Source organism: Alloalcanivorax gelatiniphagus, from assembly GCF_005938655.1.
Classification (GTDB): domain Bacteria; phylum Pseudomonadota; class Gammaproteobacteria; order Pseudomonadales; family Alcanivoracaceae; genus Alloalcanivorax; species Alloalcanivorax gelatiniphagus.
In genome coordinates this window covers 1-24,474 of sequence record NZ_VCQT01000024.1, presented here as the reverse complement: position 1 = coordinate 24,474, position 24,474 = coordinate 1, and the positions used below count along the sequence as shown (strand labels likewise).

Here is a 24,474-nt window from a genome sequence, read left to right as displayed (position 1 = left end):
GATCGCGGCTGAAGCCGCTCCTACGGTACCTCAAGATGTAGGAGCGGCTTCAGCCGCGATAAATCAGCCGCGCCCTTCGCCCGGTTCCAGCGCATCCAGGGCGGCCAGCAGCCGCTGGCGGGTGTCGGCTTCCAGGGGCGCCGTTTCCGGGCGTTCCTCCACCAGTTTGAGCGCTTCGTCCAGCGGGGCCTGGCCGGCGGACTTCATGGCCCGGGGCAGTTGCTCCAGTTGCCAGGCCAGCCGTTCCTGGCGGGCCTGCTGCGGGGATTCCACCCCGGCCAGGGCTTCCAGGGCCACCGCCAGGGTGCCGTCGTCGCCGTCGCCGTCTGGGGCATCGGCCAGCCGCTGGCGGGCGTTGCGCCAGCGGCGCCAGCGCGGCAGTTCGGCGCGCCATTGCCGCAGCCGCTCGCGCAGCTGCTGGTGGCGCCGTTGCTGGCCCTTGTCCAGGGCCGCCGGCACCAGTTCGTCCAGGGCGGCGGCGCGGGCGGCCAGGTCGCCGTCGTCCTGTTCGCCCAGCGGCCGTTCCAGCCACTGTTCGCACTCGGCCAGTATCGCGCTGGCCTTTTCCCGCTGCTCGCGGCGTTGCTCGTCCCGGGCCTGGCTGGCCGCCTGGCGGGCGCCGAACAGGGCGTCCATCAGGCCCCGGAAGGTTTTCTGATAATTGCGGTGGCGGGCCGGCGGCAGCCAGGAGGCCGCGCGCCAGCGGGTCTGCAGTTCCCGGGCCTGGCGGGCGGCGGCGTGCACATCCTGCTGCTCGGTCAGTGCACGGGCCTCCTCGATCATGGCCTGGCGCTGGCTTTCCGCCTGCTGCCAGGCCTGGTCCAGCCGTTCGTCGATCTCGGTGAGCAGGGCGGAAAAGCGTTTCTGCAGGTCGCGGGCATCGGTGAAGCGCACCGGCGCGTGGCTCTGCCACTCCCGGGGGGCCCGCCGGCGAATCTCCCAGACCGATTCCCAGTCCGCCTTCTCCCAGTTTTCGCCGGCCACGAACTCCGCCAGCTGGGCACACAGGGCGCGGCGTTTTTCCAGATTCTCCGACCGCTGCGCGTCCAGCTCCCGGAAATGGGCCCGGCACGGCTCATAGGCCCGGTCCGAGGCCGCCTTGAAACGATCCCAGAGGGCCTGGTCCTGATCCTGGTCGCAACTCATCAGCGAGCGCCATTCGTCGTGCAGGGCCTGGATCGCGCTGGCCCGTTCTTCCGGGTCCATGTCCGCGTCCGCCAGGGTCTCCATGCGCTGGCACAGTTCCTCTTTCTTGGGCTGGGCGGCGAAGGCGTGCCAGTCCCGCAGTTCCTCCCGGCGGGCGCTGTGCCGCTCCAGCTGCCGGGCCAGCCAGGGATCGCTTTCCTCGGCCAGCACCGCCTCGGCCTTCAGCCACAGCCGGTTGGCGTGTTTCAGGTTGCCGCGCTCCAGCTCCCGGCGCAGTGACACCACCAGACCCCGGTGGCGGCTGGGGGCGGCCTTGTCGGCGCCGCGCCGCGCCGGGGGCGGAGTTTCCGGGGCGGCTTCCTCGGCGGCCTCCGACAGGCCCAGCAGCGTGGAAGGCGGCGCCACCCGGGCCGGCCATTGGCGGGCCAGCTCCAGGCGCTGTTCCGGCTCCTCCTGTTCCCGGGCCGCTTCGGCCAGGCTGATCAGCCGCCGCCATTCGTCCAGTTGGGAGCGGAACGCCAGTTCCTGGTCGTCGTCGCCGGGGGCGTCCTCGGCGGCGGCCTGCCAGCGGCGCTCCTGGGTGGCCACGGCGGAACGCAGTTCCCCCAGTTGCTGGTCCCAGGTGTCGGTGGTCAGGTCGCTGAGCAGGGCGCGCAGGGTATCCAGGGCCGCCTGCCGCTCGGCCACGGCGGCGTCATGGACCGCCACCGCCCGTTGCTCGCGGTGGCGTGCTTCGATCTGTTCGTGGCCCTGGGCCAGGGCCCGCTCGGCGCGGGCGCGCTGGTCGGCGGAGGCGTCCTCGGCCACCGCCCGCCAGCGTTGTTCCAGTTGCCCCAGGCGGGCGTCGAACAGCGGGTCGTTGGCGCGCTGGGCCAGTTGCTCCAGGGCGGCCAGGGCCTGGTCCCGTTCCTGGTCGCGCTGCTGGTGCTCGGCGGCGGCCTTCTGATGGTCCTTGATCCGTTCCCGGGCCAGCCGCACGACTTTCTTGTCGCGGCCGTCGCGGCCCAGCTGGCGGAGCAGGGCGTCGTCGTCCAGACGCTCGGCGGCGGCCAGACGCAGTGCCGCGTCCTGGCCGTGCAGGGCCAGCTCGTACAGGCCCTGGGCATCGTTGATGGCGGCCAGGGCCGCCCGGCGACTGTCCGGGTCGGGGCTGTGCCGCGCCACATGCTGGAGTACCCGGGGGTTGTCGGTATGGGCGATCAGACGCTGGCGGGTGGCCGGGTCCGGACCACCGCTGACCTCACCGGCCAGCAGCGCCATGATCCGTTGCGAGGCGGCCTCGCGCACGTCGGCGTCGCCGTCGTCGCGGATCAGCCGGTCGAGCACCGCCAGATCGAGCAGGGCGGCGGCGGCCACCGCCCGCACCCGCGGGCTGTCGTCACGCTCGGCCAGGGCCGTCAGGGTGTCGCCGTCACGGTGCGGATCGAGGCCGGCGGCGGCGTCGGCGCGCACGGCGGCGTCACGGTGTCGCCACCGTGGCTTGAAAAGGTTGCGTAGTGCCATGTCACCCCTGTTATGGCTTTCTGATCGGTATCGTCGTGGTCGGTGGTGTCGGTTCGGCCGCGATCCCCGGCCGATCCACCGGTGGGAGCGGTCGTTCGACCGCTCCTACTATAGGCAATTTGCGGCTTAGGCGGAAAGGCGAGACTGGATCAGTACGTCTTTTTCCGCCCAGATTTCGCTGATCCAGCCCTGAATGCGGGCGCGGAATTCCGGATCGTTCTCATAGTCGCCGTCGGCGGCCCAGTCCGGGATCGGCCGCTGGTGCACGATCACCTGGACCTGATCCATGGCGCCACCGAGAAAACCGAGCAGCGAACGGGTGGTGCCCGGCGGGTAGACGATGGTGAAATCCAGCAGCTTGTGCAACTGCCCGCCCATGGCCTTGAGGGTGAAAGCGGCGCCGCCGGCCTTGGGCTTGAGCAAATGCTGGTAGGGGGAATCCTGCTCGTCGTGTTTGGCGCGGGTGAAACGGGTGCCTTCAAAGAAGTTCATCACTGACACCGGAAAGTGCGCGTACTTGGCGCAGGCCCGGCGGGTGGTTTCCATGTCCTTGCCCTTGAGTTCCGGGTGCTTTTCCAACTGGGCGCGGCTGTAGCGCTTCATGAACGGGAAATCCAGGGCCCACCAGGCCAGCCCCAGCAGCGGCACCCAGATCAGTTCCTGCTTGAGAAAGAACTTCAGCGACGGCACCCGCCGGTTGGTGACCTTTTGCAGCACCAGGATGTCCGCCCAGGATTGATGGTTGGCGGTGACCAGGTACCACTCCTGGCGAGCCAGGCCCTCCATGCCTTCCACCCGCCAGCGCACGCCGCTGGACAGGCTGATGATGGCGTTGTTCACCGCCATCCAGCTTTCCGCCACCACCACCAGCACCCGCGCCAGGGCCACCTGCACCGGATGGAACGGCAGCACCAGCCGCAGCAGGGCGAACAGATAAAGGGGGATGATCAGCAGCGCGGTGTTCAGGGTGATGCCCACCAGGGCCAGGATGCCGCGCAGTTTTATTATCGGAGTCATAAAGTACCGCAGTGTCCTCGAAACAGCGGGGCATCCTAACGTGTTTGGCGCCACCGCCCCATGTCCGATTCGGTCACTCGGCGATGCACCCGGCCATTGGCGGCGCCCCCGGCTCGGGGTAGGGTCGGGGGTTTTCAGCGAGGAGAGAAGTCCATGAGCGGTCCCCTGGCGTCCCTGAAAGTACTCGATTTTTCCACCCTGTTGCCCGGTCCCTTCGCCACCCTGATGCTGGCCGACATGGGCGCCGAGGTATTGCGCGTGGAATCACCCACCCGGCCGGACATGGTACGCCTGCTGCCGCCGTCCGAGGACGGCGTGTCGGCGGTGCACGGTTATCTGAACCGCTCCAAGCGCTGTCTGGCCCTGGATCTGAAAAAGCCGGACGCCCGGGAGCTGGTTCATGAGCTGGTCAAGGACTACGACATCGTGGTGGAACAGTTCCGCCCCGGGGTGATGGACAAGCTGGGCGTGGGCTACGAGACCCTGAAGGCGATCAACCCGGGCCTGATTTACTGCTCGATCACCGGCTACGGCCAGGACGGCCCCTACCGGGACCGGGCCGGCCACGATCTTAACTACCTGTCCATCGCCGGCATCACCGGCTACAACGGCCGCCGCGACAGCGGCCCGGCGCCGATGGCGTGCCAGGTGGCCGATGTGGCCGGCGGCTCCTGCCATGCGGTGATGGCGATCCTGGCGGCGGTGGTACATCGCCAGCAAAGCGGCGAGGGCCAGCACCTGGACATCTCCATGACCGACGCCGCCTTCGCCCTGCACGGCCTGACCGCGCCGCCGGCGCTGGTGGGCGGCGAGGACCCGGCCCTGGAGGGCACCACGCTGAACGGCGGCGGCTTCTATGACTGCTACCAAACCGGGGACGGCCGCTATCTGTCGGTGGCCGGCCTGGAGCCCCAGTTCTTCAGCCAGTTCTGCCAGGCCATCGGCCGGCCGGACCTGACCGCCAAGGGTCTGAGCCGCGATCCGGACACGGTGGCGGAGGTGAAAGAGGGCATCGCCGAGGCCCTGGCCAGCCAGGATTACGACCACTGGTGCGCGCTGTTCGCCGAGCTGGATTGCTGCGTGGAGCCGGTGCTGAGCTTCAGCGAGGCCGCCGCCCATCCGCAACTGCGCGCCCGCCGCATGGTGGTGGAAGTGCCCCGCCACGATGGCGGCCAGCAACGGCAGGTGGCCTCGCCGTTCCGTTTTTCCGCCACCCCGGTGTCCTACCGGTTCAGCGGCGCCCGGCTGGGCCAGCACAACGGCGAGGTGCTGCGTGAGCGCGGCCTGGACGACGCCGCCATTCAGCGTTTGCGCGATAGTGGCGCGCTCGGCGGCGAAGGCTGATAACACGGATTCCCGCCGTCGCTCGCGGACGCTATGCTGGCGCCATGAAGCGAACGTTACTGGTGGGATTGCTGTTGTGCAGTGGGTTGGCCCGGGCGGCCCCGGATGAATGCTTTTGGCAGGGCGCCGACACCCTGGTGGATCGTACCCATGGCTGGTTGTCCCGTTCGCTGTGCTGGCCGAGCCGCTGGGTGGACGGGTTTTTCCAGGACCCGCTGCGGGAAAACAACGAGCCCGCCTCCAGCCTGGTGCGGGTGACCGGAGAGAAACTGTGGCGCGAGGACGGCGACGGCGCCAACGACGTGGACGTGGACGCCCGGGTCTGGCTGCCCAGCGCCGAGCGCCGCCTGTCGTTGCTGTTCCGCAGCCGCGACGAGGACCGGGACGAACAGCCGGTGGCCCGCAATCTGCCCGGCACCAAGGACGATGGCGGCTTTCGCGGCGCCCTGCGCTGGGTGGTGGACCGCACCGACGCCATGGACCTGGACGTGGACGTGGGCGCCCGCTCGAACCTGACCACCTTTGTGCGCGCCCGCTACCGGCGGCTTTATCCGCTCGCCAACCAAAGCGCCTGGCTGCGCTATACCCAGCGAATCTACTGGGAAGACCCGGACGGCTGGGGCAGCCGCTCCCTGGTGGAGCTGGACCGGCCCCTGTCGCCGGACACCATCCTGCGGTTTTCCACCGAAGTGCGCTATACCGAGGAATTCAACCAGGCCGGCACCGGCCTGGGGCTGTTTCAGGGGGTCAACCTGTTCAAGCAGCTGGGCAACCAGTCGGCGCTCAACCTGGGCGTGGGCGCCGGCGGGCGCAGCAAACCCGGGGTGGTGGACAATTACCGGCTGTACGCGCGCTACCGCCGCAACGTATGGCGGCCGTGGCTGTTCGTGGAGGTGGAGCCGTTCATGCTGTGGCCCCGCGAACAGGATTACCGGGGCATCAGCGGGGTGGTGCTGCGCCTGGAAACCCTGTTCGGCAAGGTGGACGTGTGAACGCCGGTGGCGGGGCCCGGTTAGTTGGCCCAGCCGCCGCGCCGGCGTCCGGAACGGGATTTGAGCAGCAGGCCGGCCACCGCGCCAAGGATCAGAATGGCCACGCCGGTGATCCATTTCCGTGAGGTATTGTCGTTACGCAGCATGGCGTTTTCCGCCTTGAGCTGATCCAGGTCGGAACGCAGCATGCTCAGTTCTTCATTGAGACGGCGGTTGGCCTGGTCCAGCCGCAGCGGGTCGGCGGCCACATCGCGCAGCTTGTCCAGTTCCTGGCCCCGGCTGGTCAGCGAGCCCTGCAGTTCCTGGTTCTCGCCGCTGAGCCGGTCGCGCTCGCTCTGGGCCTGACCCAGCTGTTCGCGCAGGGTGCTGACCTGCTGCTCCAGTTTTTCCGCTTTCTGAGTCGCATCGCGCAGGCGGATCGCCGCCACCGGGGTGCGGCTGATGTACTGCTTGCCGATATAGCCGTCCACATCGCCGTGGCGGATGTGCGCCCAGTCGCCTTCCTCACCGAGAAACTCCACCTGGGTACCGCTTTTCAGGCCCCGGTGCACGATGCGGTAGCCGGAACCGGCGCCGGAACGCACCGGCACATAGATTTCATCGCTCACCCAGGCGGTGGCGGCGGTGGCCGGTACGGACAGCACGGCGAGCAACAACAAACACAACCAGCGAACCAGCATCGATGGGGACTCCTTGAAGGTGAAGGCGCGAAGTTTAGGCAACCGGCGCCACCGGCGGCGCCGAATATAGTCACATTTCAGGCAAGAAAACGGCGAGTACGGCCGGCTTTCAGGGCAATACCGCCTTGAACGGCTTTACCGTGACCCGGGCATAGACCCCGGCGGCCATGTAAGGGTCCGCGTCGGCCCAGGCCCGGGCGGCGTCCAGGGAGTCGAACTCGGCCACCACCAGGGAGCCGGTGAAGCCGGCCTGGCCCGGGTCCGGGCTGTCCACCGCCGGGTGCGGCCCGGCCAGGGTCAGGCGGCCTTCATCGCGGAGCCGCTCCAGGCGCGCCAGATGATCACCCCGGGCGCCGGCGCGCTTGTCCAGGGAATCGGCCACGTCTTCACTGATGATCGCGTACAGCATCGTCGTCTTCGTCCTTCTTGGCCGGCGGCTCCGGCGGTTCTTTTTGCTGGTGAAAAAGGCGCTGGCGGTCGGCGTCCGGCATGCGCTTATAGAAATACAGGAACGCCCCCACGTAAAACACCATCTGCAGGGCGGTGAAACCGAACAACTTGAAGTTGACCCAGAAATCGGTGCTGAAGTTGTAGGCGATGTACAGATTGAGCAGGCCCAGGCCCAGGAAATAGGTGATAAAGGCCAGATTGAGGCGGTTCCAGTCCCGGCGGGGCAGGGTGACCACATAGCCGAACCCGCTGACCATCAGTTTTTCGCAAAGCCTCTGCAGCAGGTTGCGCTGGCGCAGGAAATGACCCACCAGCAGCACCGCGGCGAGCACGAAGCTGATGATCGACGGCCGCCACTTGATGAACACATCGTCGCGCAGCAGCAGGGTCAGGCCGCCAAACACCAGGGTCACCGCCAGCACCATCAGATGCAGCCGGTGCCAGCGCTTCCAGATCAGGCGCCCGGCGACCACCTGGAAGGTGGTGGCGGCGATGATCCCCCAGGTGGCGAGCATGATGTCCCGGCCACTGAGAAAGTACAGGCCGAAGAACACCACCACCGGGAGGTAATCGAACAGTTGCTTCATGAAGTCGTTTCCTCGTTCGGACCGCCGATGGTAGCGGGAACCGCCGCCTAAATCATCCCGCCAGGCACGGTCCCGACGGTATGCCTTATATAGGGCCCCGGGCACGAGTGTGGTAACGTGCGCGCCATGACCAACACCGTGCCATTCCAACGCCCCGACCTGCACTGCCACAGCCTCGCCTCCGACGGCGTTCTGGCGCCGGCGGATCTGGTCGCCCGTGCCGCCGAATACGGCGTCGACGCCCTGGCGCTCACCGACCACGATACCCTGGCCGGCCTGCCGGAGGCCCGCGCCGCCGCGGCCACCCACGGGCTGACCCTGATCGACGGCATTGAGCTGTCGGTGCTGTGGGGCACCCGGGAGATCCACGTGCTGGGCCTGTGGGTGGACCCGCAATGCCCGGTACTGGGCGCCCGGGTGGCGGCCCAGCTGGACGCCCGCCGGGAGCGGGCCCGGCGCATCGGCGCCCGCCTGGACAAGGCGGCGCGCATAGAAGACAGCTACGCCAAAGCCTGCGAGCGGGCCGCCTCGGACACCCCCGGCCGGCCCTGGTTCGCCCGGGTGCTGGTGGACGAGGGCGTGGTGCGCGACCAGCGCCATGCCTTCAACCGGTTCCTCAAGAAGGGCCAGTCCGCGTTCGTGTCCACCCCCTGGGTGACCCTGGAGCAGGGCGTTCAGGACCTGCTGGCCGCCGGCGGCGTGCCGGTGCTGGCCCATCCCCAGGCCTACAACCTGACCCGCAAACGGCTGCGCGAGCTGGTACGGGATTTCCGTAACGCCGGCGGACAGGCCATGGAGGCGGTGATGCCGGGGCTCAGCCCCCATCAGGCCGGCCTGCTGGAGGAGTGCTGGCGGCACTTCGGCCTGGCGGTGTCCGGCGGCAGTGATTTTCATTCCCCGCAACAGAAATGGCTGGCGCTGGGCGGCCTGCCGCCGTTCCCGCCGGACGGCACCCCGGTCTGGCAACTGCCGGCCGCCGGCCATGCGGGTTCCCAAGCCCTGACATCGGAGGTGTGCGCGCCATGACCGAGGTTCTGCATATTCACCCGGAAACGCCCCAGCCACGGCTGATCCGCCAGGCGGTGGACGTGATCCGCAAGGGCGGGCTGATCGCCTATCCCACCGACACCACCTACGCCCTGGGCTGCGGTATCGGCGAAAAAGATGCCCTGGACCGCCTGATCCGCCTGCGCCGGCTGGACGACAAACACCAGTTCACCCTGTTGTGCCCGGACCTGTCGGTGCTGGCGGTGTTCGCCAAGGTGGAGAACCCGGACTACCGGCTGCTCAAGGCCCATACCCCGGGCGCCTACACCTTTATTCTCAAAGCCACCAACGAAGTGCCCCGGCGGCTGATGCACCCGAAAAAACGCACCATCGGCATCCGCGTGCCCGACCACCGCATCTGCCAGGCGCTGCTGGCGGAGCAGGGCGGGCCGATCATGACCTCCACCGCCCACCTGCCGGACGACGAATTCCCGCTCACCGACCCCCAGGACGTGCGTGATTTCCTGCAGGGGCAGGTGGATCTGGTGATCGACGGGGGCTTCTGCGGGGTCACCGAAACCACGGTGATCTCCCTGGCCGACGGCACCGGGCCGGAGGTGGTGCGCGAGGGCGCCGGGCCTCTCGACGCCATTTTCTGAACAACCGTAAGCCCGGGGACGGATTGGCACTGTCCCTGCAAGGCCTTATTGCGGATCTTCCCGGGGTTGGCGGTATGCCAGCCCTGTCTTTACCCCGGCGGTTCCCTTTATAATCGCCGCTTTCTTGCCGTTACGACAGGAGTCGGCTTTTGAGTTCCGTGGTTCCCTCCCAAAGAGTGGTATCGGGCATGCGCGCCACCGGGCGCCTGCATCTGGGGCACTACCATGGCGTGCTCAAGAATTGGGCACGTTTGCAGCACGAGTACGAATGTTTCTTTTTTGTCGCTGACTGGCATGGTCTCACCACCGAATATGAGAACCCCCATGCCATTCAGGACCATGTCTGGGACCTGGTCACCGACTGGCTGGCCGCCGGCGTCAATCCCGGCTCCGCCACCCTGTTTATTCAGAGCCAGGTGCCGGAACACGCGGAATTGCACCTGCTGCTGTCGATGATGACGCCGCTGTCCTGGCTGGAGCGGGTGCCGACCTACAAGGACCAGCAGGAGAAGCTGCGCGAGAAGGACCTGAGCACCTACGGGTTCCTCGGTTATCCGCTGCTGCAGGCCGCCGATATTCTGATCTACCGGGCCGGCCAGGTGCCGGTGGGCGCCGATCAGGTGGCCCATGTGGAGCTGACCCGGGAGGTGGCGCGCCGCTTCAACCACCTGTACGGCCGTGAGCCGGGCTTCGAGGAAGCGGTGGAAGCGGCGATCCGCAAGATGGGCAAGAAGCAGGCGCGCATCTACACCGACAACCGCCGCAAATATCAGGAACAGGGCGACGAGTCGGCCCTGGAAACCGCCCGCGCCCTGGTGCAGGGCCAGCAAAACATCACCCTGGGCGACAAGGAACGCCTGAGCGGTGACCTGGAGGGCGGCGGCAAGGTGATTCTGCCCGAGCCCCAGGCGCTGCTGACGCCGGCCTCGAAGATGCCGGGCCTGGACGGCCAGAAGATGTCCAAGTCCTACGGCAACTTCATCAGCCTGCGCGAGGAGCCGGACCAGGTGGACGCCAAGATCCGGCGCATGCCCACCGACCCGGCCCGGGTGCGCCGCAGCGACCCGGGTAATCCGGAGAAGTGTCCGGTGTGGGAATTCCATAAGGTGTACAGTGACGACGCCACCCGCGAATGGGTGCGCGAGGGCTGCACCTCCGCGGGCATCGGCTGCCTGGAATGCAAGAAGCCGGTGATCGAGGCGGTGCAGGAAGAGCTGGCACCGATCCGCAAGCGCGCCGAGGAACATCTGCGCAACCCGGACCTGGTGCGCGCCATCGTCACGGAAGGCTGCGAGGAAGCCCGCGAGGCGGCCCGCGCCACCCTTGAGGAAGTGCGCTCCGCCATGGGGCTGCACTACCGGTGAGCGACCAGCGGGCGAGCGGCCAGCGGGAGCGGCACGCATGAACGACGTCGTCGACCAGCCAGCGGCGCCCGGCGCCGACAACCCCCTGGCGCCGGCCAGTCCGCGACAGGCGGAAATGCCGTTTGGTCTGATGTACGGTCAGGCGATCACCAAGCTGCCGGACGATCTGTATATTCCGCCGGACGCCCTGGAAGTATTCCTGGAGGCGTTCGAAGGGCCGCTGGATCTGCTGCTGTATCTGATCAAGCGCCAGAATCTGGACATCCTGGATATTCCGGTGGCCCAGATCACCAGCCAGTACATGGAATACGTGGACCTGATGAAGGCGCTCAACCTGGAGTTGGCCGCCGAATATCTGGTGATGGCAGCCATGCTGGGGGAGATCAAGTCGCGCAGCCTGCTGCCGCGCCCCAGCCATGACGACGAAGAGGACGGCGAGGACCCACGCGCGGAGTTGATCCGCCGTCTGCAGGAATACGAGCGCTTCAAGCAGGCCGCCGAGGACATCGACGGGCTGCCGCGCCAGGAACGGGATTTTCAGCTGGCCGCCGCCCGCCGTCCGGAGTACGTGCGCGAGAAGGCGGAGCCGGACGTGGACCTGCGCGAGCTGCTGCTGGCCTTCAAGGAAGTGCTGTACCGCGCCGACATGTTCGAGAACCACCAGGTATCGCGGGAAAAACTGTCCACCCGCGAGCGCATGGCGAACGTGCTGGACCGGCTCAAGGGCCGCGAGTTCGTGCCGTTCGTGGAGCTGTTCGAGGCCGAGGAAGGCCGGCTCGGGGTGGTGGTGAGCTTTCTGGCGGTGCTGGAGCTGGTCAAGGGTTCGCTGATCGAGCTGATCCAGACCGAGCCTTTCAGCCCCATTCACGTCAAGGCCAGGACCCTGGTTCTGGAGGAGTCCGAGGCCCTGGCGGCGCTGGAAATCGATGACGACGAAACCGCCGACGACACGCCCGAGGACGATTGACGTGGAGCCGCAGCACATCAAGAACATTCTGGAAGCGGCGATTTTCGCCGCCGACGGCCCGCTGGACCGGGACGCCCTGTTGATGCTGTTCGACGAGCAGGACCGGCCGGACAAGGCGGCCCTGTCGAAACTGCTGGAAGAGGTGGCGGAAGACTACGCCGAACGTGGCATCGAGCTGCGCGAGGTGGCTTCCGGTTTCCGCTTTCAGGTGCGCAAGGAGCTGGGCCCCTGGGTGAGCCGGCTGTGGCAGGAAAAACCACCGCGCTACAGCCGCGCGATCCTGGAAACCCTGGCGCTGGTGGCCTACCGTCAGCCCATTACCCGGGGCGAGATCGAGGAGATTCGCGGCGTTTCGGTCAGCTCGCACATCATCAAGAGCCTGCTGGAACGCAACTGGGTGCGGGTGGTGGGCCACCGGGACGTCCCCGGGCGACCGGCCATGTTCGCCACCACCCGGCAGTTTCTGGACTACTTCGACCTGAAGAGTCTGGAGGACCTGCCGCCGCTGTCCGAGATCAAGGATCTGGACAAGCTCAACGAGGAACTGGCGCTGAGCGACGCGCCGGACCCGGACCGCGGCCAGGGCGACGGTGACCACGACAAAGAGCGGCGCTCGCAGGCCGAGGAGCGCCTGTTCGGCGCCTTCGAGGACGAGCCGGAGATCGACGAGTCCACGCTGATGAGCATGGACAAGGTGGACCAGGTCAACGTGGGCTTCGAATCCGAATTCCGGCGCAAGGCGTCACCGGAAGCGGAAAACGATGCCGCCCCCACCGAACCGGTGGCGGCGGAAATGGACGCGCAAGACCGATCCGGGCAGCAGGAAAGCGACCGGAACGGCAACGACGACGGCGGGACGCCCGCCAACGAGGACGAAGCATCGCGTCATGAGTGAAAAGTTGCAGAAAGTCCTGGCCCGCACCGGGCTGGGATCACGCCGTGAACTGGAGACCTGGATCGCCGACGGGCGCATCTCCGTGAACGGCAAGGTGGCGACCCTGGGTGACCGGGTGGAGCCGGAAGACACGATCAGAGTGGACGGCAGGATCATTCCAGTGAAGGCGGAAGAAGACGTAATTCGGCGCGTGATTGTTTATCACAAGCCAGCCGGTGAGGTGTGCTCGCGGAACGACCCGCAGGGGCGCCCCACGGTGTTCGACAATCTGCCCCGGTTGCAGGGCCTGCGTTGGGTGCAGGTGGGCCGGCTGGATATCAATACCACCGGCCTGATGCTGTTCACCACCGACGGTGAACTGGCGCACCGCCTGATGCACCCGTCCAACGGCTTCGTGCGCGAGTACGCGGTACGGGTGCGCGGCGAGCTGACCGACGAGAAACGGCGGGCGATGCTGGACGGCGTGTTGCTGGAGGACGGGGTTTCCCGGTTCGACAGCATCGTGGACGCCGGCGGCGCCGAGGAGGCCGCCAACCACTGGCACAAGGTCAGCCTCACCGGGGGTAAGTACCGGGAAGTGCGCCGTCTGTTCCAGTCCCAGGACCTGGAAGTGGCGCGGTTGATCCGTATCCGCTTCGGCGACCTGAGCCTGCCCTCGGACCTGCGCATGGGCCGCTGGAAAGAACTCACCGCCGATGAGATCAAGCCGCTCACCGACCGGGTGGATCTCAAGGGCAAGAAGTACACCGGCCTGTACGGCCGCGCGCGCCTGCGCCACCAGCGCGGTGACAAGCCGCCGCGCAAACCGCGCCGTAATCCTTACCGGCGTTGATTTGATGGTTATCGCGACTGAAGTCGCTCCTACGGAAAACCTGTGTAGGAGCGACTTCAGTCGCGATTGCGCCTAGGGCAACCGCATCAACGCCCCCACCAACGCCGGCAACGCGGTTTCCACCCGCAGAATGCGGGTGCCGAAACGGTGCGCCTGGAAGCCCCGCGCCTCAAGCATCTCCACCTCGAACGGCGTCCAGCCCCCTTCCGGCCCGATCGCCAGGGTGGCCGGGCCGTCCAGGTCGTGGGGCAGGGCGGGGTAATCCCCGGGATGGGCCAGGAAACGGGGGCCGGGCCCGGCCCAGGCGTCCAGATCATCCTCCACGAACGGCCGGAAGCGGGGCGCCATCACCAGCTCCGGCAGCACCGTGTCGCCGGCCTGTTCCAGGCCCAGCAGCAGTTTCTCCCGTAACAGATCCGCCTTCAGGTTGGGGGTGCGCCAGTAGCTCTTGTCCACCTTCCAGGCATTGATCAGAACGATGCGCTTGATGCCCAGGCTGGCTCCGTCGATCAGCAGGCGCTTGAGCATTTTCGGCCGGGGCAGGGCCAGAAGCAGGTTCAGCGGAAGCGGCGCCGGAGGCTGAGAATCCACTTTAAAAGAAATTTCTATCTCATTGTTTTCAATGGATTCTATGCGGCCCGTTCCCAGGCCTCCATTGAGCAATCCGGCCCGGCAATGATCGCCCACCGCCAGGCCCAGCACCTGGCGCACATGGCTGGCCTGGCGCGGGTCCAGACGCCAGCGGTCGCCGTCCAGGCGTTGATCGGGATGCAGCAGCAGCAGATTCATGGGGCGGGATTATGGCACAGGGACTGACGCAATCCTCCCGCAACGTGGCGATTCCGGCCCTTTGCGCCGGCGCCGGGGGTTGCTAGAGTGCGCCTCGTTATTCTCGATGACGTGGAGAGACACGCATGCAGTTTCAGGGCACCGACCAGTACGTGGCCACCGAAGATCTGAAGATGGCCGTCAACGCCGCCATCGCCCTGCAGCGTCCGCTGCTGATCAAGGGCGAGCCGGGCACCGGCAAAACCCTGCTCGCCGAGCAGGTGGCCGAGTCCCTCGGCATGCCGTTGCTGTCCTGGCACATCAAGTCCACCACCAAGGCCCAGCAGGGCCTGTACGAGTACGACGCGGTGTCCCGGCTGCGCGACTCCCAGCTCGGCGCCGAGGGTGTGGAGGACGTGTCCAACTACATCAAGAAGGGCCGCCTGTGGGAGGCGTTCTCCGCCGACGACCAGGTGGTGCTGCTGATCGACGAGATCGACAAGGCCGATATCGAGTTCCCCAACGACCTGTTGCAGGAACTGGATCGCATGGAGTTCTTCGTCTACGAGACCGGCGAAACCGTGCGCGCCGAGAAGCGGCCCATCGTCATCATCACCTCCAACAACGAGAAGGAGCTGCCGGACGCCTTCCTGCGCCGCTGCTTCTTCCACTACATCAACTTCCCCGACGCCAAGACCATGCAGGCGATCGTCGACGTGCACTTCCCGGAGATCAAGAAGGAGCTGGTCAGCGAAGCGCTGGAGATCTTCTTCGACCTGCGCAAGGTGCCGGGCATGAAGAAAAAGCCCTCCACCAGCGAGCTGATCGACTGGCTCAAGCTGCTGATGGCCGACGACATTCCCCAGGACATCCTGCGCAACCGCGACACCAAGAGCGCGGTGCCGCCCCTGTACGGCGCCCTGGTGAAGAACGAGGCCGACGTGCAGCTGCTGGAACGGCTGGCCTTCATGAGCCGCCGCGAACGCTGATCGCGCCCGTGGGTCGCGGCTGAAGCCGCTCCTGCCGTCGCTCCGGCGTACCGTAGGAGCGGCTTCAGCCGCGACCCGCACCGAGGATTTGGGAGGCAACCTCCATGCTGATCGGTTTTTTCGAGGACCTGCGTGCCCACCGGGTGCCGGTGAGCCTGCGCGAACTGCTCGATCTGTTCGACGCGCTCAAACACCATGTGGCGTTCGGGTCCATCGAGGACTTCTACATGCTGTCCCGGGCGGTGATGGTCAAGGACGAGAAGTACTATGACCGCTTCGACCGGGCCTTCGCCCATTACTTCGAGGGCCTGGAAAGCATCGAGCCGGATTGGCTGAGCCGCACCATTCCCGAGGAATGGCTGCGCGCCCAGCTGGAAAAGACCCTGTCCGCCGAGGAGCGCGAGAAGCTCCAGGGCCTGGGCAGCCTGGAAAAGATTCTCGATGAGCTGCGCAAGCGCCTGGAAGAGCAGGAAAAACGCCACCAGGGCGGCAACAAGTGGGTGGGCACCGGCGGCACCAGCCCGTTCGGCGGCTATGGGGAAAACCCGGAAGGCATCCGCATGGTCGGCCCGTCGCGCAACAAGAGCGCGGTGAAGGTCTGGGAGAAGCGGGAATTCCGCAACCTGGACGACTCCGTGGAGCTGGGCATCCGCAACATCAAGCTGGCCCTGCGCCGGCTGCGCAAGTTCGCCCGCACCGGCCGCGACGAAGAGCTGGATATGGATGACACCATCCGTTCCACCGCCCGCAACGCCGGCCTGCTCGACATCAAGATGCGCCCGCAGAAGGAAAACCGGGTCAAGGTGCTGCTGTTCTTCGATATTGGCGGTTCCATGGACCCCTACATCAAGATGTGCGAGGAGCTGTTCTCCGCCGCCCGGCTGGAGTTCAAGCACATGGAGTACTTCTACTTCCACAACTTCATCTACGAATACGTGTGGAAGGACAACCGCCGCCGCTGGGACGAGAAGGTCTCCACCTGGGACGTGCTGCACAAGTACGGCAGCGACTACAAGGTGATCTTTATCGGCGACGCCGCCATGAGCCCCTACGAGGTGAACTCCGTGGGCGGTTCCGTGGAGCATTGGAACGACGAACCCGGCGCGGTCTGGTTCCAGCGCATCATGGAGACCTACGAGAAGGTGATCTGGCTGAACCCGGAGCCGGAGCGCGCCTGGCAGATGACCACCTCCACCCAGTGGATCAAGCAGCTGGCCGACCAGCACATGTTCCCGCTCACCCTTGAGGGCATCGAGCGGGCCATGAAGTACCTGAGCAAGTGAAGCGCCGATCGCGGCTGAAGCCGCTCCTACAGGGGTTGTAGGAGCGGCTTCAGCCGCGATCGGCGATGTACCGCTTCAGCCGCGATAACCCTCGATCCCTTAAGCTTTCCTTAAGCTAACAACACGCCCTCTGCGCTAATCTTGCCGTTCACGGACTCGAACAAGGACTCGGAATGAACCAACGCCTGCCACGCCTGCTGGCGCTCGCCTGTTGCGCCGGGCTGCCGACGCTGACCCTGGCCGATGTGGACAAGGTCTATTCCCCCCGCATCCACGCCGGCGAGTGGGAGCTGGAAACCCGCGGCACCTACCTGGACGACGGCGACCGGGAGGAAGACGGACGCTGGCTGCAGAAATTCTCTCTGGGCTACGCCTTCAGTGACCGCTTCGCCCTGGAAGCCTACCTGAACACGGAAAAGCTGCCCGGCGAGGCGTTTGAACTGGAAGCCTATGAGCTGGAAGGGCGCTTCAACCTGTTCCAGAACCGGGACTACGCCCTGGCCCTGCTCGGCGAGGTGGAAAAGGAGCGTGACGAGGACCTGTGGGAATACAAGATCGGGCCGCTCTATGAACAGCGGCTGCCCGGCGACTTCCGCCTGCGCCTGAACGCCTTCGCCGAAAAGCAGGACGGCGACGACGCCGAGGAAGACGAGGTGGAATACTCCGCCGCCGCCCAGCTGGCCTGGCTGGAGGACGATGATCTGGCCCCGGCCCTGGAATACTACGGTGAAAGCGGCAACCACGGCGCCGGCCCGGTACTGCTCGGCGAGTTCAAGCTGGGCGGCCACGAACTGGAGTGGGAAGCGGGCGCCATCCTTGGCCTCAGCGACGGCGCCGACGACGTGGTCTACCGCTGGTCCCTGGAAGCGGAGTTCTGATCCACCGGCTCAGTTCGGCGCCTTCACCAGCTTGAGGGCGCCGATACTGGCCAGCACCACCACCATCCCCAGCCATTGCAGCGGCCCCAGCTGCTCGTCCGGAAACAGCGCCAGGGCGGCCCCCACCGTCACCACCGGGCCGAACATGGCCACCACCGCCGCCTCCGAGGCATTGGCCCGGTGGAAGCCCTCGAACAGCAAAAAGAACGGCAACACCGTGGACACCACCACCATCACCAGCATCCAACCCAGCGCCTGCGCGCTCAGCATCAGCTCCGAGGCGGGAATGCCGGGCAGCAGCCCGACGCCCATGAACACCAGCGTGAAACTGTTCGACACCTGATTGAAGCGCACCGAGCCCAGGGATTTCATCAGCCCCTGGCCCAGGGTCAGGAAGCTGGCGTAGCAGGCCGCCGCGCCCAGCCCGTAAAGCACCCCGTGGAGGGTCACCCGGCCGTCCTGCCAGCCGGGCAGCAGCAACAGGGCAATGCCACTCCAGGCGCCGGCGAACACCAGGGCGTGCAGCGCCGAGGGCAGCCGCCGGGCCCGCGCCGCCTCGATCAGCATCACCAGCGCCGGAAACAGGTACAGCAACATCCGCGACAGGCTGGCGCCCAGTTCATGGATGGCGCTGAAGTCGCACCAGGTGCTGAAGAAGAACAACAGACCGCTGAGCCCGCACAGCAGCCACTGGCGGCGGTCCAACCGGACCTTGGGCCGGTTGCGATTGATCCACAGGGCGCCGACCCAGAACAGCGGCACCGCCAGGGCGAAGCGCCACACCAGCAGCACGTCCACGGACACGCCGTATTGGTATACCAAGCGGGCAAAGATGCCCTTGAAGGCCATGGCGAAGGTGGCCAGAGCCACCAGCACCAGGCCGGACTGCCAGAAGGCGCGTTGATTCATCAATCTGCTCACGACGGAAAGGGGTAGGGCGGCCGGGGAGCGACCATGCTCCGCCCGGCGGGGCGTGATATCCAATGAAACCTGGGACTGGCACTCATTCCCAACGGGAATGCCAGGGCGATAGAACCATAAAAACGGGGACTGAAAAGCGGAAACGTAAAATTCGCGCTGTCGCCTTTTAACAATTATCCCGGCTGTTGCATAGTAGTGCCCATCGTTATCCCACTTCCGCGCGTTTTTCCGGAGCGGACGGCCATGCGCCTGTTTGCCTTACTGATCACTGTTTGCCTGACCGGCGCCGCCCACGGTGAGCGCTTCTTTGGCGACTTCGACGTGGTCGGCGAACCGGTGGCCGGCGGCAACCCGGGGGTGGTCGAGGAACTGAACCGCGACCGGCTCAGCGTCAACGCCGATGCCGGCACCGAGTTTGAACTGCCGGTGCGCTATTTCTCGCCCCGCCTGATGGCGCGCAGCCAGACCCGGCTGTCGGCCCTGTTTCCCGCCGACACCTCGCCGCGCCGGGACCCGATGACGCGGGGGCAGGGCAGCTCCCTGACCGAAGCCGGGGTGACCCTGGACCGGCTGTTCGGCCCCGGCCAGGACTACCGCTTCGACGCCGTGTTCAAGGCCCGCCGGGAAATGCTCTACAGCTACACCCGGCCCACCGAAGCGGCCTTCAATCCCACCTTCCAGGCCCCGGGCACCCTCACCGCCAGTGAGGGCTTCAACATCAATGCCGGCCTCAAGAAGACCTTTGGCGACCTGGACATGGCGCTGCGGGTGGAGCGGCTGTTCCCGCACCGGGACGACGGCCGGCTGGTGTCCAGCCCCTACCGCACCTCGGCCCTGGCCAGCCTGGCCACCTATCTGGACCCGGCCTGGTGGTGGCCCGGCGCCCGGCTCAACATCAATATCGACGCCCGGGATGCCTTTGAACAGGACGACGACGCCCGCTTCGCCGGCGCCAATCTGTCCTTCGACGGCTTCGGCCCGGCGTCCCTGCGCCTGGGCTACCGCCACGACCTGATCGATCACCTGGACACCTCGGCCACCGTGGGGCTGGGCTTTTCCCTGTTCGAGCGTTTCAATTTCGACATCTCCGGCATTCGCAATCCGGATGACAGCTACGGGGTGCTGGCGCGGCTGCTGGTGACCCAGCTGTAAACAGCCGCCGCCAGGGCTTGAGTCGGCGGCCCCGAATTGGCATGGTTCCTCACCCACTTGCCCGCACGGATTCCACCATGCCCAGCTCCCGACCCGGTGCCATCGATCTCGCCTTCGACCGCGACCACCTCTGGCACCCCTATACCTCCACCTCCAAGCCCCTGCCGGTGTACCCGGTGGCCCGCGCCGAGGGGGTCTACCTGGAGCTGGACGACGGCCGCCGCCTGATCGATGGCATGTCCTCCTGGTGGGCGGCGATCCACGGTTACAACCACCCGCGCCTGAACCAGGCCGCCAAGGCCCAGATCGATCGCATGGCCCACGTCATGTTCGGCGGCCTCACCCACGAGCCGGCGGTGGAACTGGGCAAGAAGCTGGTGGCGCTGACCCCGGAGCCCCTTAACAAGGTGTTCCTGGCGGACAGCGGCTCGGTGTCCGTGGAAGTGGCGATCAAGATGGCGCTGCAGTACTGGCTGAGCCAGGGCAGGGCGGAGAAGCACCGCCTGATCGCCCTGCGCCACGGCTACCACGGCGACACCTTCGGGGCCATGGCCACCTGCGACCCGGTCAACGGCATGCACCACCTGTTCAGCAAGGTGATGCCCCAGCACCTGTTCGCCGAGGCGCCGCGCACCGGCTACCACGACGACTGGGACGAGAGCGACCTGGATTCCCTGCGCGACCTGCTGGAGCGGCACGCCGATGAAGTGGCGGCGGTGATCCTGGAGCCCATCGTCCAGGGGGCCGGCGGCATGCGCCTCTACCATCCGGAGTATCTGCGCGGCGCCCGCCGCCTGTGCGACCAGCACGGCGTGTTGCTGATCTTCGACGAAATCGCCACCGGTTTTGGCCGCACCGGGGAGCTGTTCGCCCTGGAACACGCCGGTGTCTGCCCGGACATTCTGTGCCTGGGCAAGGCCCTCACCGGCGGCTACATGACCCTGGCGGCGACCCTGTGCAGCGATCGGGTGGCCGCCGGCATCTGCGACGGCGAGGCCGGCGTGCTGATGCATGGCCCCACCTTCATGGGCAACCCGCTGGCCTGCGCGGTGGCCAACGCCAGCATCGAACTGCTGCTGGAAAGCGACTGGCGCGGCCGGGTGGCCGGCATCCAATCGCAGCTGCGCCGGGAACTGGAACCCTGCCGCCGCCTGCCCGGCGTGGCCGACGTGCGCGCCCTGGGCGCCATCGGCGTGCTGGAACTGGAGCAACCCCGTGACGTGGCCGCCACCCAGAAAATGCTGGTGGAGCGGGGCGTCTGGATTCGCCCGTTCGGCAAGCTGGTCTACATCATGCCGCCCTTCGGCATCCAGCCCGACCAGCTCAGCGAGCTCACCGCCGCCATGGCGGCGGTGGCGGAACTCTAGAGCGCTTCGGCGACCCGGAACCTGGTCTTCATGCACGATTGAACCTGCCGCCGGGGCGCCCGGACGCCCCGGCCTACCGCCCGGCCAGCCATCCGAGGCAAGCTGCCGCCGTCGAGAATTTTCCAGGGGGGCAGGGCGATGACGTCCGTAACACCGATTCAATTCCCATCCGCCGGGGTCACCTGTCGGGGCGATCTTTACCTGCCCGACACCCCCGGCCGTGCACCGGTCCTGGTCATGGCCCACGGCCTGGGCGGCACCCGCAATATGCGGCTGCCGGCCTACGCCGAGCGGTTCGTGGCCCAGGGCTACGCCTGCCTGCTGTTCGACTATCGCCATTTCGGCGACAGCGACGGCCAGCCCCGGCAACTGCTGGACATCAAAAAGCAGCTGCAGGACTGGAAGGCGGCGGTGGCCCATGCCCGAACCCTGGACCAGGCCGACCCGGACCGGGTGATCCTGTGGGGAACGTCTTTCTCCGGCGGCCATGTGCTGGCCACCGCCGCCGACGATCCGCGCCTGGCGGCGGTGATCTCCCAATGCCCGTTCACCGACGGCCTGGCCTCGACCCTGGCCACCGAACCGCTGGTCTCGGCGAAACTCACCGTCCGCGCCCTGCGTGACCGGCTCGGCGCCCTGGCCCGCGCCGAACCGGTGATGGTGGCGGTGGCGGGGCGCCCCGGCGAAACCGCCCTGATGACCGCCCCGGACGCCTGGGACGGCTATATGAACCTGGCGCCGGACGGCGCCGAGGTGCGCAACGAAGCCGCCGCGCGCTTCGCCCTGGACATCATCCGCTATTACCCGGGACGCAAAACCGCCGCCATCCAGGCGCCGGTGCTGTACTGCGTGTGCGACAACGACACCGTGGCGCCGGCCCGGCAAACCCTTCGCCATGCCAGCCGCACGCCCAGGCACCAGATCAAGCATTACCAGGCGGGGCACTTCGAGATCTATCTGGGCGAGGCCTTCGAACAGGTGGTGGCGGACCAGATCAGCTTCCTGAAAGAGCACTGTCCGGCATAGGGCGGAAGTGGCTGGAGGGTCGGGCTCAGGCCCGATGCCTCCAGGGGCTCAACCTCAATGTCTTCTATCTTAATATCTTGTATTTAACATAATATACATTACACGTACTTACCGATGGTCCGGGCCAGGGTCCTGTCCCAGAAATCGCAGGCCCACTCCCGGGTCGGTAATGATGTAACGCGGCGCCGTGGCCTCGTCCTTGAGCTTCTGGCGCAGCTTGGCCACCAGGATGCGCAGATAATGGGCGTCTTCCACATGGCTCGGTCCCCAGATCTCGCGCAGCAGTTGCGACTGGGTGATCAGCCGGCCCGGTTGCCGGGACAGCGCGGCGAGCAAGGCGAACTCCTTGCGGGTCAGCGTCACCGGCTCACCGTGCAGTCGCACGTCCCGGCCCGCCAGGTCGATGCGCAGTTCGCCATCGTCGTACACCGGGCTCAGGTCCCGGCGGCCATGGACGTTGCGCAGGAAAGCCCGGATGCGGGCCATCAGTTCCTCGATGCCGAACGGCTTGGTCACGTAGTCGTTGGCGCCGGCGTCCAGCAGCGCCACTTTTTCCGCCTCGTCGGCGCGCACCGTGAGCACGATCACCGGCACCGTGGACCATTGGCGCAGCTCAATCAGCACCTCGCGGCCGTCCATGTCCGGCAGGCCCAGGTCCAGGATCACCAGGTCGGCGCCCTTGCTGGCCAGTGCCGCTAGATCGGCGTCTCGACCCAGGCGAACCAGGCGTCGCCTTTCCGTTCAGAACGTCGACCACGGGATTCGTGGATACGACGGAATGGATAGGCGAAGCATCGGCGAGGCCGGCGTAAATTCTCTATTCCGTAATGCGGGCGGGCCGTAAATTACGCATAAAGATTCCAGCGAAGGTCAGTTTGGAGAGCTGAGAGCGGAGGGTACTGTGTGCGAGCGCGACTGTGAGCGGCGCAGGGATTATCACGACGCCGGATGTCGGGCCGGCGACCGGCTATAAATTACGCCGATCATCGGCCCCATAACCATAAGCGGGAATTATGCCTGCTTATACTTGCGTGGTCTCGTCCCTATCCAGTGGCTCCATGGTGGTCGCAGGGGCCGTATCGTAGTAGCCGATGGTATGCCTGATCTGGTCTTTGTACTGGAAGATGTCCGTCGGCGCGGAAATTGGATGTCGGGTCTCTTTTTTGTTCTCATCGAAGAGCCCGAGGTATTTCTGTGCGCGGTTAAAGTGCAGACGGCAGATCGGCTTACGATTGTTATCGTCCAGCAATACGCCGAAGTAACTCAACGTATCGCGGTCAATGATGCGGTTGATATCCACATGGTCCGACAGGATCGCCCGAACGATATAGAAACCTTGAAGTTCCTCCGCAGTGGTTTCCACTTGCGGCCCTTGCTCTTCGTCCGAGCCATCTCTCATCGACGGTTCCGGTCTCTGGGTGTAGTCGTCGCGTACGGCGCCTTTAAGACGATCATTGAGGTTGTCATTCAGAAACTGAGCCGTGGCTTTCCGGACAATTTCACGAAAATCCTCTTTGGTGCGTTGCGTGAGTCGCCCGTCGTAGACCTGACTTGCAAATAGAGTCACGAATTCTTCGGAGGGATTACTGAATTGCTCCGCCACCAGTTTCTTGATTCTGTTCGTATACTTAAGCTCGCCGGCAGCGTTGATGACATCGCCCAGGTCGAAATCGTTCTTGGAAAGCTTGCGGATCTCATCGGACAGCCGCCAGTTGAAGTTGGCGAAATCGATTTCCATGAACGGGTTTTTGTCCATGCGGTTCGCCGCATCCAGATCGGTGAAGAACTGATATCGCACTCCATTGGTAAGGATGGCGATTCTGGCATCAGTGACCGAGAAATACCGGTAAAGCTGGGAAGCGTGTTTGAAGCCGAGCTCGTCGCCGGCTCGTTTACATTCGATAAGAATCTGAACCAGGCCGTTCTGCTTGACGGCATAATCGACCTTTTCGCCTTTCTTTATTCCCTGGTCGGCCGTGAACTCGGGAATCACTTCCAAAGGGTTGAACACATCGTAGCCAAGAATATCCTTGATGAAAGGCATCACCAGCGCGTTTTTCGTGGCTTCCTCGGTACTGAGTTCACCTGCCAACTGCCCTACTTTGGCCCGCATTTGTTCCAGTCGATCCTCGAAATCCATGGACATGACATTCCCCTTTTTCTTTTTTTGGTAGGCATGGCGTCCATTTCAAATTGTGACGCCCTTCAAGGAAGTGTAAGGAAACGCTTTGTCAGGTCAAATAATCATCAACAACTGGAACGTCGGGGCGTCGCGCTGGAACCGCCCTCCCCTTTGAGAACCAGGCCAGGCGGAGCGGTCTCTGTGGCGCGGAGGCTCACTACTAAGCGGCTCAGGGCGCGACGCCCTTCCGGGACCCTTGAGAACAGGACGTTCGAAAGGGAGCCTACAGGGACGTACTCGCGGCGTTCCCGGAAGGGCGTCGCGCCCTGAGCCGCGCCCCATCTGGAGAGACCTCCCGATAGGCAAAAAAAAGGTTCATCGCGGATTCCCGGGAAAGGCGGCTTTGATCTTGAGGAAGAAGTAGTCGCTGTCCCGGTAGCCGTAGGCCATGCGCTTGATGACCTTGATGCGGTTGTTCATGCCTTCCAGGACGCTGGTGTTGAGGCGGTAACAGGCACTGGCGGTGATGCCCTCGGCGTAGGGTT

Annotated in this window: 24 protein-coding genes; 14 read left to right on the top strand and 10 right to left on the bottom strand. The window is 65.8% G+C overall.

The genetic code is table 11. The annotated features are described in order from the left end of the window. Window positions 1-63: 63 nt before the first annotated feature. Both FGS76_RS19765 and FGS76_RS06760 read right to left on the bottom strand, forming a co-directional pair. Window positions 64-2,649, bottom strand: a complete 2,586-nt coding sequence (locus FGS76_RS19765) for a DUF349 domain-containing protein (protein WP_138771862.1) — start codon at window positions 2,647-2,649, stop codon at window positions 64-66. A 126-nt stretch (window positions 2,650-2,775) separates the two neighbouring features. Continuing rightward, entirely contained in the window at window positions 2,776-3,666 is an 891-nt protein-coding gene (locus FGS76_RS06760) for an acyltransferase (RefSeq protein ID WP_138771861.1), read from the bottom strand. A 153-nt stretch (window positions 3,667-3,819) separates the two neighbouring features. Between FGS76_RS06760 and FGS76_RS06755 the strand changes: the two genes are divergently transcribed. Then, window positions 3,820-5,010 carry a CaiB/BaiF CoA transferase family protein gene (locus tag FGS76_RS06755; RefSeq protein WP_138771860.1) on the top strand — a complete coding sequence of 397 codons (1,191 nt, stop codon included), beginning with the start codon at window positions 3,820-3,822 and terminating at the stop codon, window positions 5,008-5,010. A 44-nt stretch (window positions 5,011-5,054) separates the two neighbouring features. Continuing rightward, complete coding sequence (locus tag FGS76_RS06750; protein WP_138771859.1) at window positions 5,055-6,002, top strand: hypothetical protein; 948 nt, start codon at window positions 5,055-5,057, stop codon at window positions 6,000-6,002. A 20-nt stretch (window positions 6,003-6,022) separates the two neighbouring features. On the opposite strand, the gene FGS76_RS06745 is transcribed toward FGS76_RS06750, so the two are convergent. The 3 genes from FGS76_RS06745 to FGS76_RS06735 all read right to left on the bottom strand — a co-directional run bounded on the left by FGS76_RS06745 (window position 6,023) and on the right by FGS76_RS06735 (window position 7,719). After that, window positions 6,023-6,682, bottom strand: a complete 660-nt coding sequence (locus FGS76_RS06745; RefSeq protein ID WP_138771858.1) for a TIGR04211 family SH3 domain-containing protein — start codon at window positions 6,680-6,682, stop codon at window positions 6,023-6,025. Window positions 6,683-6,791: 109 nt separating this feature from the next. Then, window positions 6,792-7,091 (bottom strand): YciI family protein, encoded by a 300-nt coding sequence (locus FGS76_RS06740; protein WP_138771857.1) that lies wholly within the window; start codon window positions 7,089-7,091, stop codon window positions 6,792-6,794. Continuing rightward, the gene (locus FGS76_RS06735) at window positions 7,069-7,719 is read right to left on the bottom strand and encodes an inner membrane-spanning protein YciB (protein ID WP_138771856.1); all 651 of its coding nucleotides are present in this window, start codon (window positions 7,717-7,719) and stop codon (window positions 7,069-7,071) included. Before FGS76_RS06735 ends, FGS76_RS06740 begins: the two co-directional genes overlap by 23 nt. A gap of 126 nt (window positions 7,720-7,845) precedes the next feature. Between FGS76_RS06735 and FGS76_RS06730 the strand changes: the two genes are divergently transcribed. The 6 genes from FGS76_RS06730 to rluB all read left to right on the top strand — a co-directional run bounded on the left by FGS76_RS06730 (window position 7,846) and on the right by rluB (window position 13,423). Next, complete coding sequence (locus FGS76_RS06730; RefSeq protein WP_138771855.1) at window positions 7,846-8,745, top strand: PHP domain-containing protein; 900 nt, start codon at window positions 7,846-7,848, stop codon at window positions 8,743-8,745. Continuing rightward, window positions 8,742-9,365, top strand: coding sequence for an L-threonylcarbamoyladenylate synthase (locus FGS76_RS06725; protein ID WP_138771854.1), 624 nt, complete (start codon window positions 8,742-8,744; stop codon window positions 9,363-9,365). Before FGS76_RS06730 ends, FGS76_RS06725 begins: the two co-directional genes overlap by 4 nt. Window positions 9,366-9,514: 149 nt before the next feature. Next, on the top strand, window positions 9,515-10,729 hold the full coding sequence (locus tag FGS76_RS06720) for a tryptophan--tRNA ligase (protein WP_205717207.1): 1,215 nt from the start codon (window positions 9,515-9,517) through the stop codon (window positions 10,727-10,729). A 37-nt stretch (window positions 10,730-10,766) separates the two neighbouring features. Further along, window positions 10,767-11,696, top strand: coding sequence for a segregation and condensation protein A (locus FGS76_RS06715; protein ID WP_138771853.1), 930 nt, complete (start codon window positions 10,767-10,769; stop codon window positions 11,694-11,696). 1 nt (window position 11,697) lies between these two features. Further along, window positions 11,698-12,591, top strand: a complete 894-nt coding sequence (gene scpB / locus FGS76_RS06710) for an SMC-Scp complex subunit ScpB (protein WP_205717206.1) — start codon at window positions 11,698-11,700, stop codon at window positions 12,589-12,591. Beyond that, window positions 12,584-13,423 carry a 23S rRNA pseudouridine(2605) synthase RluB gene (rluB, locus tag FGS76_RS06705; RefSeq protein WP_138771851.1) on the top strand — a complete coding sequence of 280 codons (840 nt, stop codon included), beginning with the start codon at window positions 12,584-12,586 and terminating at the stop codon, window positions 13,421-13,423. Before scpB ends, rluB begins: the two co-directional genes overlap by 8 nt. Before the next feature lie 72 nt (window positions 13,424-13,495). Here the strand turns inward: rluB and FGS76_RS06700 are convergent, their stop codons facing one another. Further along, a complete protein-coding gene (locus FGS76_RS06700; RefSeq protein ID WP_138771850.1) occupies window positions 13,496-14,212 on the bottom strand; it encodes a 16S rRNA (uracil(1498)-N(3))-methyltransferase in 717 nt (238 codons plus the stop codon). Between the two features lie 125 nt (window positions 14,213-14,337). On the opposite strand from FGS76_RS06700, the gene FGS76_RS06695 reads away from it, so the two are divergent. The 3 genes from FGS76_RS06695 (at window position 14,338) to FGS76_RS06685 (ending at window position 17,341) form a co-directional block, all read left to right on the top strand. Then, window positions 14,338-15,180, top strand: a complete 843-nt coding sequence (locus FGS76_RS06695) for an AAA family ATPase (RefSeq protein WP_138771849.1) — start codon at window positions 14,338-14,340, stop codon at window positions 15,178-15,180. Between the two features lie 104 nt (window positions 15,181-15,284). Continuing rightward, window positions 15,285-16,463, top strand: coding sequence for a vWA domain-containing protein (locus FGS76_RS06690; protein WP_138771848.1), 1,179 nt, complete (start codon window positions 15,285-15,287; stop codon window positions 16,461-16,463). Between the two features lie 173 nt (window positions 16,464-16,636). Then, window positions 16,637-17,341 carry a hypothetical protein gene (locus FGS76_RS06685; protein WP_138771847.1) on the top strand — a complete coding sequence of 235 codons (705 nt, stop codon included), beginning with the start codon at window positions 16,637-16,639 and terminating at the stop codon, window positions 17,339-17,341. Window positions 17,342-17,350: 9 nt separating this feature from the next. On the opposite strand, the gene FGS76_RS06680 is transcribed toward FGS76_RS06685, so the two are convergent. After that, on the bottom strand, window positions 17,351-18,250 hold the full coding sequence (locus FGS76_RS06680) for a DMT family transporter (RefSeq protein WP_138771846.1): 900 nt from the start codon (window positions 18,248-18,250) through the stop codon (window positions 17,351-17,353). A gap of 255 nt (window positions 18,251-18,505) precedes the next feature. Here FGS76_RS06680 and FGS76_RS06675 point away from each other — a divergent pair, with 255 nt between their 5' ends. The 3 genes from FGS76_RS06675 (at window position 18,506) to FGS76_RS06665 (ending at window position 21,807) form a co-directional block, all read left to right on the top strand. Then, complete coding sequence (locus tag FGS76_RS06675; RefSeq protein WP_138771845.1) at window positions 18,506-19,414, top strand: hypothetical protein; 909 nt, start codon at window positions 18,506-18,508, stop codon at window positions 19,412-19,414. 77 nt (window positions 19,415-19,491) lie between these two features. Next, entirely contained in the window at window positions 19,492-20,781 is a 1,290-nt protein-coding gene (gene bioA, locus FGS76_RS06670) for an adenosylmethionine--8-amino-7-oxononanoate transaminase (RefSeq protein ID WP_138771844.1), read from the top strand. 138 nt (window positions 20,782-20,919) lie between these two features. Next, on the top strand, window positions 20,920-21,807 hold the full coding sequence (locus FGS76_RS06665) for an alpha/beta hydrolase (RefSeq protein WP_138771843.1): 888 nt from the start codon (window positions 20,920-20,922) through the stop codon (window positions 21,805-21,807). Between the two features lie 108 nt (window positions 21,808-21,915). Here FGS76_RS06665 and FGS76_RS06660 read toward each other — a convergent pair whose 3' ends face one another. The 3 genes from FGS76_RS06660 to FGS76_RS06650 all read right to left on the bottom strand — a co-directional run. After that, on the bottom strand, window positions 21,916-22,497 hold the full coding sequence (locus FGS76_RS06660; protein ID WP_276607928.1) for a winged helix-turn-helix domain-containing protein: 582 nt from the start codon (window positions 22,495-22,497) through the stop codon (window positions 21,916-21,918). A gap of 331 nt (window positions 22,498-22,828) precedes the next feature. Then, complete coding sequence (locus tag FGS76_RS06655) at window positions 22,829-23,953, bottom strand: type I restriction endonuclease (RefSeq protein ID WP_205717205.1); 1,125 nt, start codon at window positions 23,951-23,953, stop codon at window positions 22,829-22,831. Between the two features lie 351 nt (window positions 23,954-24,304). Continuing rightward, window positions 24,305-24,474 (bottom strand): transposase (locus FGS76_RS06650; protein WP_138771842.1); only part of this gene is annotated, 170 nt, incomplete at its 5' end.

Bases quoted from the DNA above. Each gene is read 5' to 3' on its own strand.
- FGS76_RS06760 (WP_138771861.1), bottom strand. From the start codon at position 3,666: ATGACTCCGATAATAAAACTGCGCGGCATCCTGGCCCTGGTGGGCATC.
- FGS76_RS06715 (WP_138771853.1), top strand. From the start codon at position 10,767: ATGAACGACGTCGTCGACCAGCCAGCGGCGCCCGGCGCCGACAACCCC.
- FGS76_RS06655 (WP_205717205.1), bottom strand. From the start codon at position 23,953: ATGTCCATGGATTTCGAGGATCGACTGGAACAAATGCGGGCCAAAGTA.
- rluB (WP_138771851.1), top strand. From the start codon at position 12,584: ATGAGTGAAAAGTTGCAGAAAGTCCTGGCCCGCACCGGGCTGGGATCA.
- FGS76_RS06680 (WP_138771846.1), bottom strand. From the start codon at position 18,250: ATGAATCAACGCGCCTTCTGGCAGTCCGGCCTGGTGCTGGTGGCTCTG.
- FGS76_RS06695 (WP_138771849.1), top strand. From the start codon at position 14,338: ATGCAGTTTCAGGGCACCGACCAGTACGTGGCCACCGAAGATCTGAAG.
- FGS76_RS06735 (WP_138771856.1), bottom strand. From the start codon at position 7,719: ATGAAGCAACTGTTCGATTACCTCCCGGTGGTGGTGTTCTTCGGCCTG.
- FGS76_RS06750 (WP_138771859.1), top strand. From the start codon at position 5,055: ATGAAGCGAACGTTACTGGTGGGATTGCTGTTGTGCAGTGGGTTGGCC.
- FGS76_RS19765 (WP_138771862.1), bottom strand. From the start codon at position 2,649: ATGGCACTACGCAACCTTTTCAAGCCACGGTGGCGACACCGTGACGCC.
- FGS76_RS06685 (WP_138771847.1), top strand. From the start codon at position 16,637: ATGAACCAACGCCTGCCACGCCTGCTGGCGCTCGCCTGTTGCGCCGGG.
- bioA (WP_138771844.1), top strand. From the start codon at position 19,492: ATGCCCAGCTCCCGACCCGGTGCCATCGATCTCGCCTTCGACCGCGAC.
- FGS76_RS06690 (WP_138771848.1), top strand. From the start codon at position 15,285: ATGCTGATCGGTTTTTTCGAGGACCTGCGTGCCCACCGGGTGCCGGTG.
- FGS76_RS06725 (WP_138771854.1), top strand. From the start codon at position 8,742: ATGACCGAGGTTCTGCATATTCACCCGGAAACGCCCCAGCCACGGCTG.
- FGS76_RS06730 (WP_138771855.1), top strand. From the start codon at position 7,846: ATGACCAACACCGTGCCATTCCAACGCCCCGACCTGCACTGCCACAGC.
- FGS76_RS06700 (WP_138771850.1), bottom strand. From the start codon at position 14,212: ATGAATCTGCTGCTGCTGCATCCCGATCAACGCCTGGACGGCGACCGC.
- FGS76_RS06755 (WP_138771860.1), top strand. From the start codon at position 3,820: ATGAGCGGTCCCCTGGCGTCCCTGAAAGTACTCGATTTTTCCACCCTG.
- FGS76_RS06745 (WP_138771858.1), bottom strand. From the start codon at position 6,682: ATGCTGGTTCGCTGGTTGTGTTTGTTGTTGCTCGCCGTGCTGTCCGTA.
- FGS76_RS06665 (WP_138771843.1), top strand. From the start codon at position 20,920: ATGACGTCCGTAACACCGATTCAATTCCCATCCGCCGGGGTCACCTGT.
- FGS76_RS06740 (WP_138771857.1), bottom strand. From the start codon at position 7,091: ATGCTGTACGCGATCATCAGTGAAGACGTGGCCGATTCCCTGGACAAG.
- FGS76_RS06675 (WP_138771845.1), top strand. From the start codon at position 18,506: ATGCGCCTGTTTGCCTTACTGATCACTGTTTGCCTGACCGGCGCCGCC.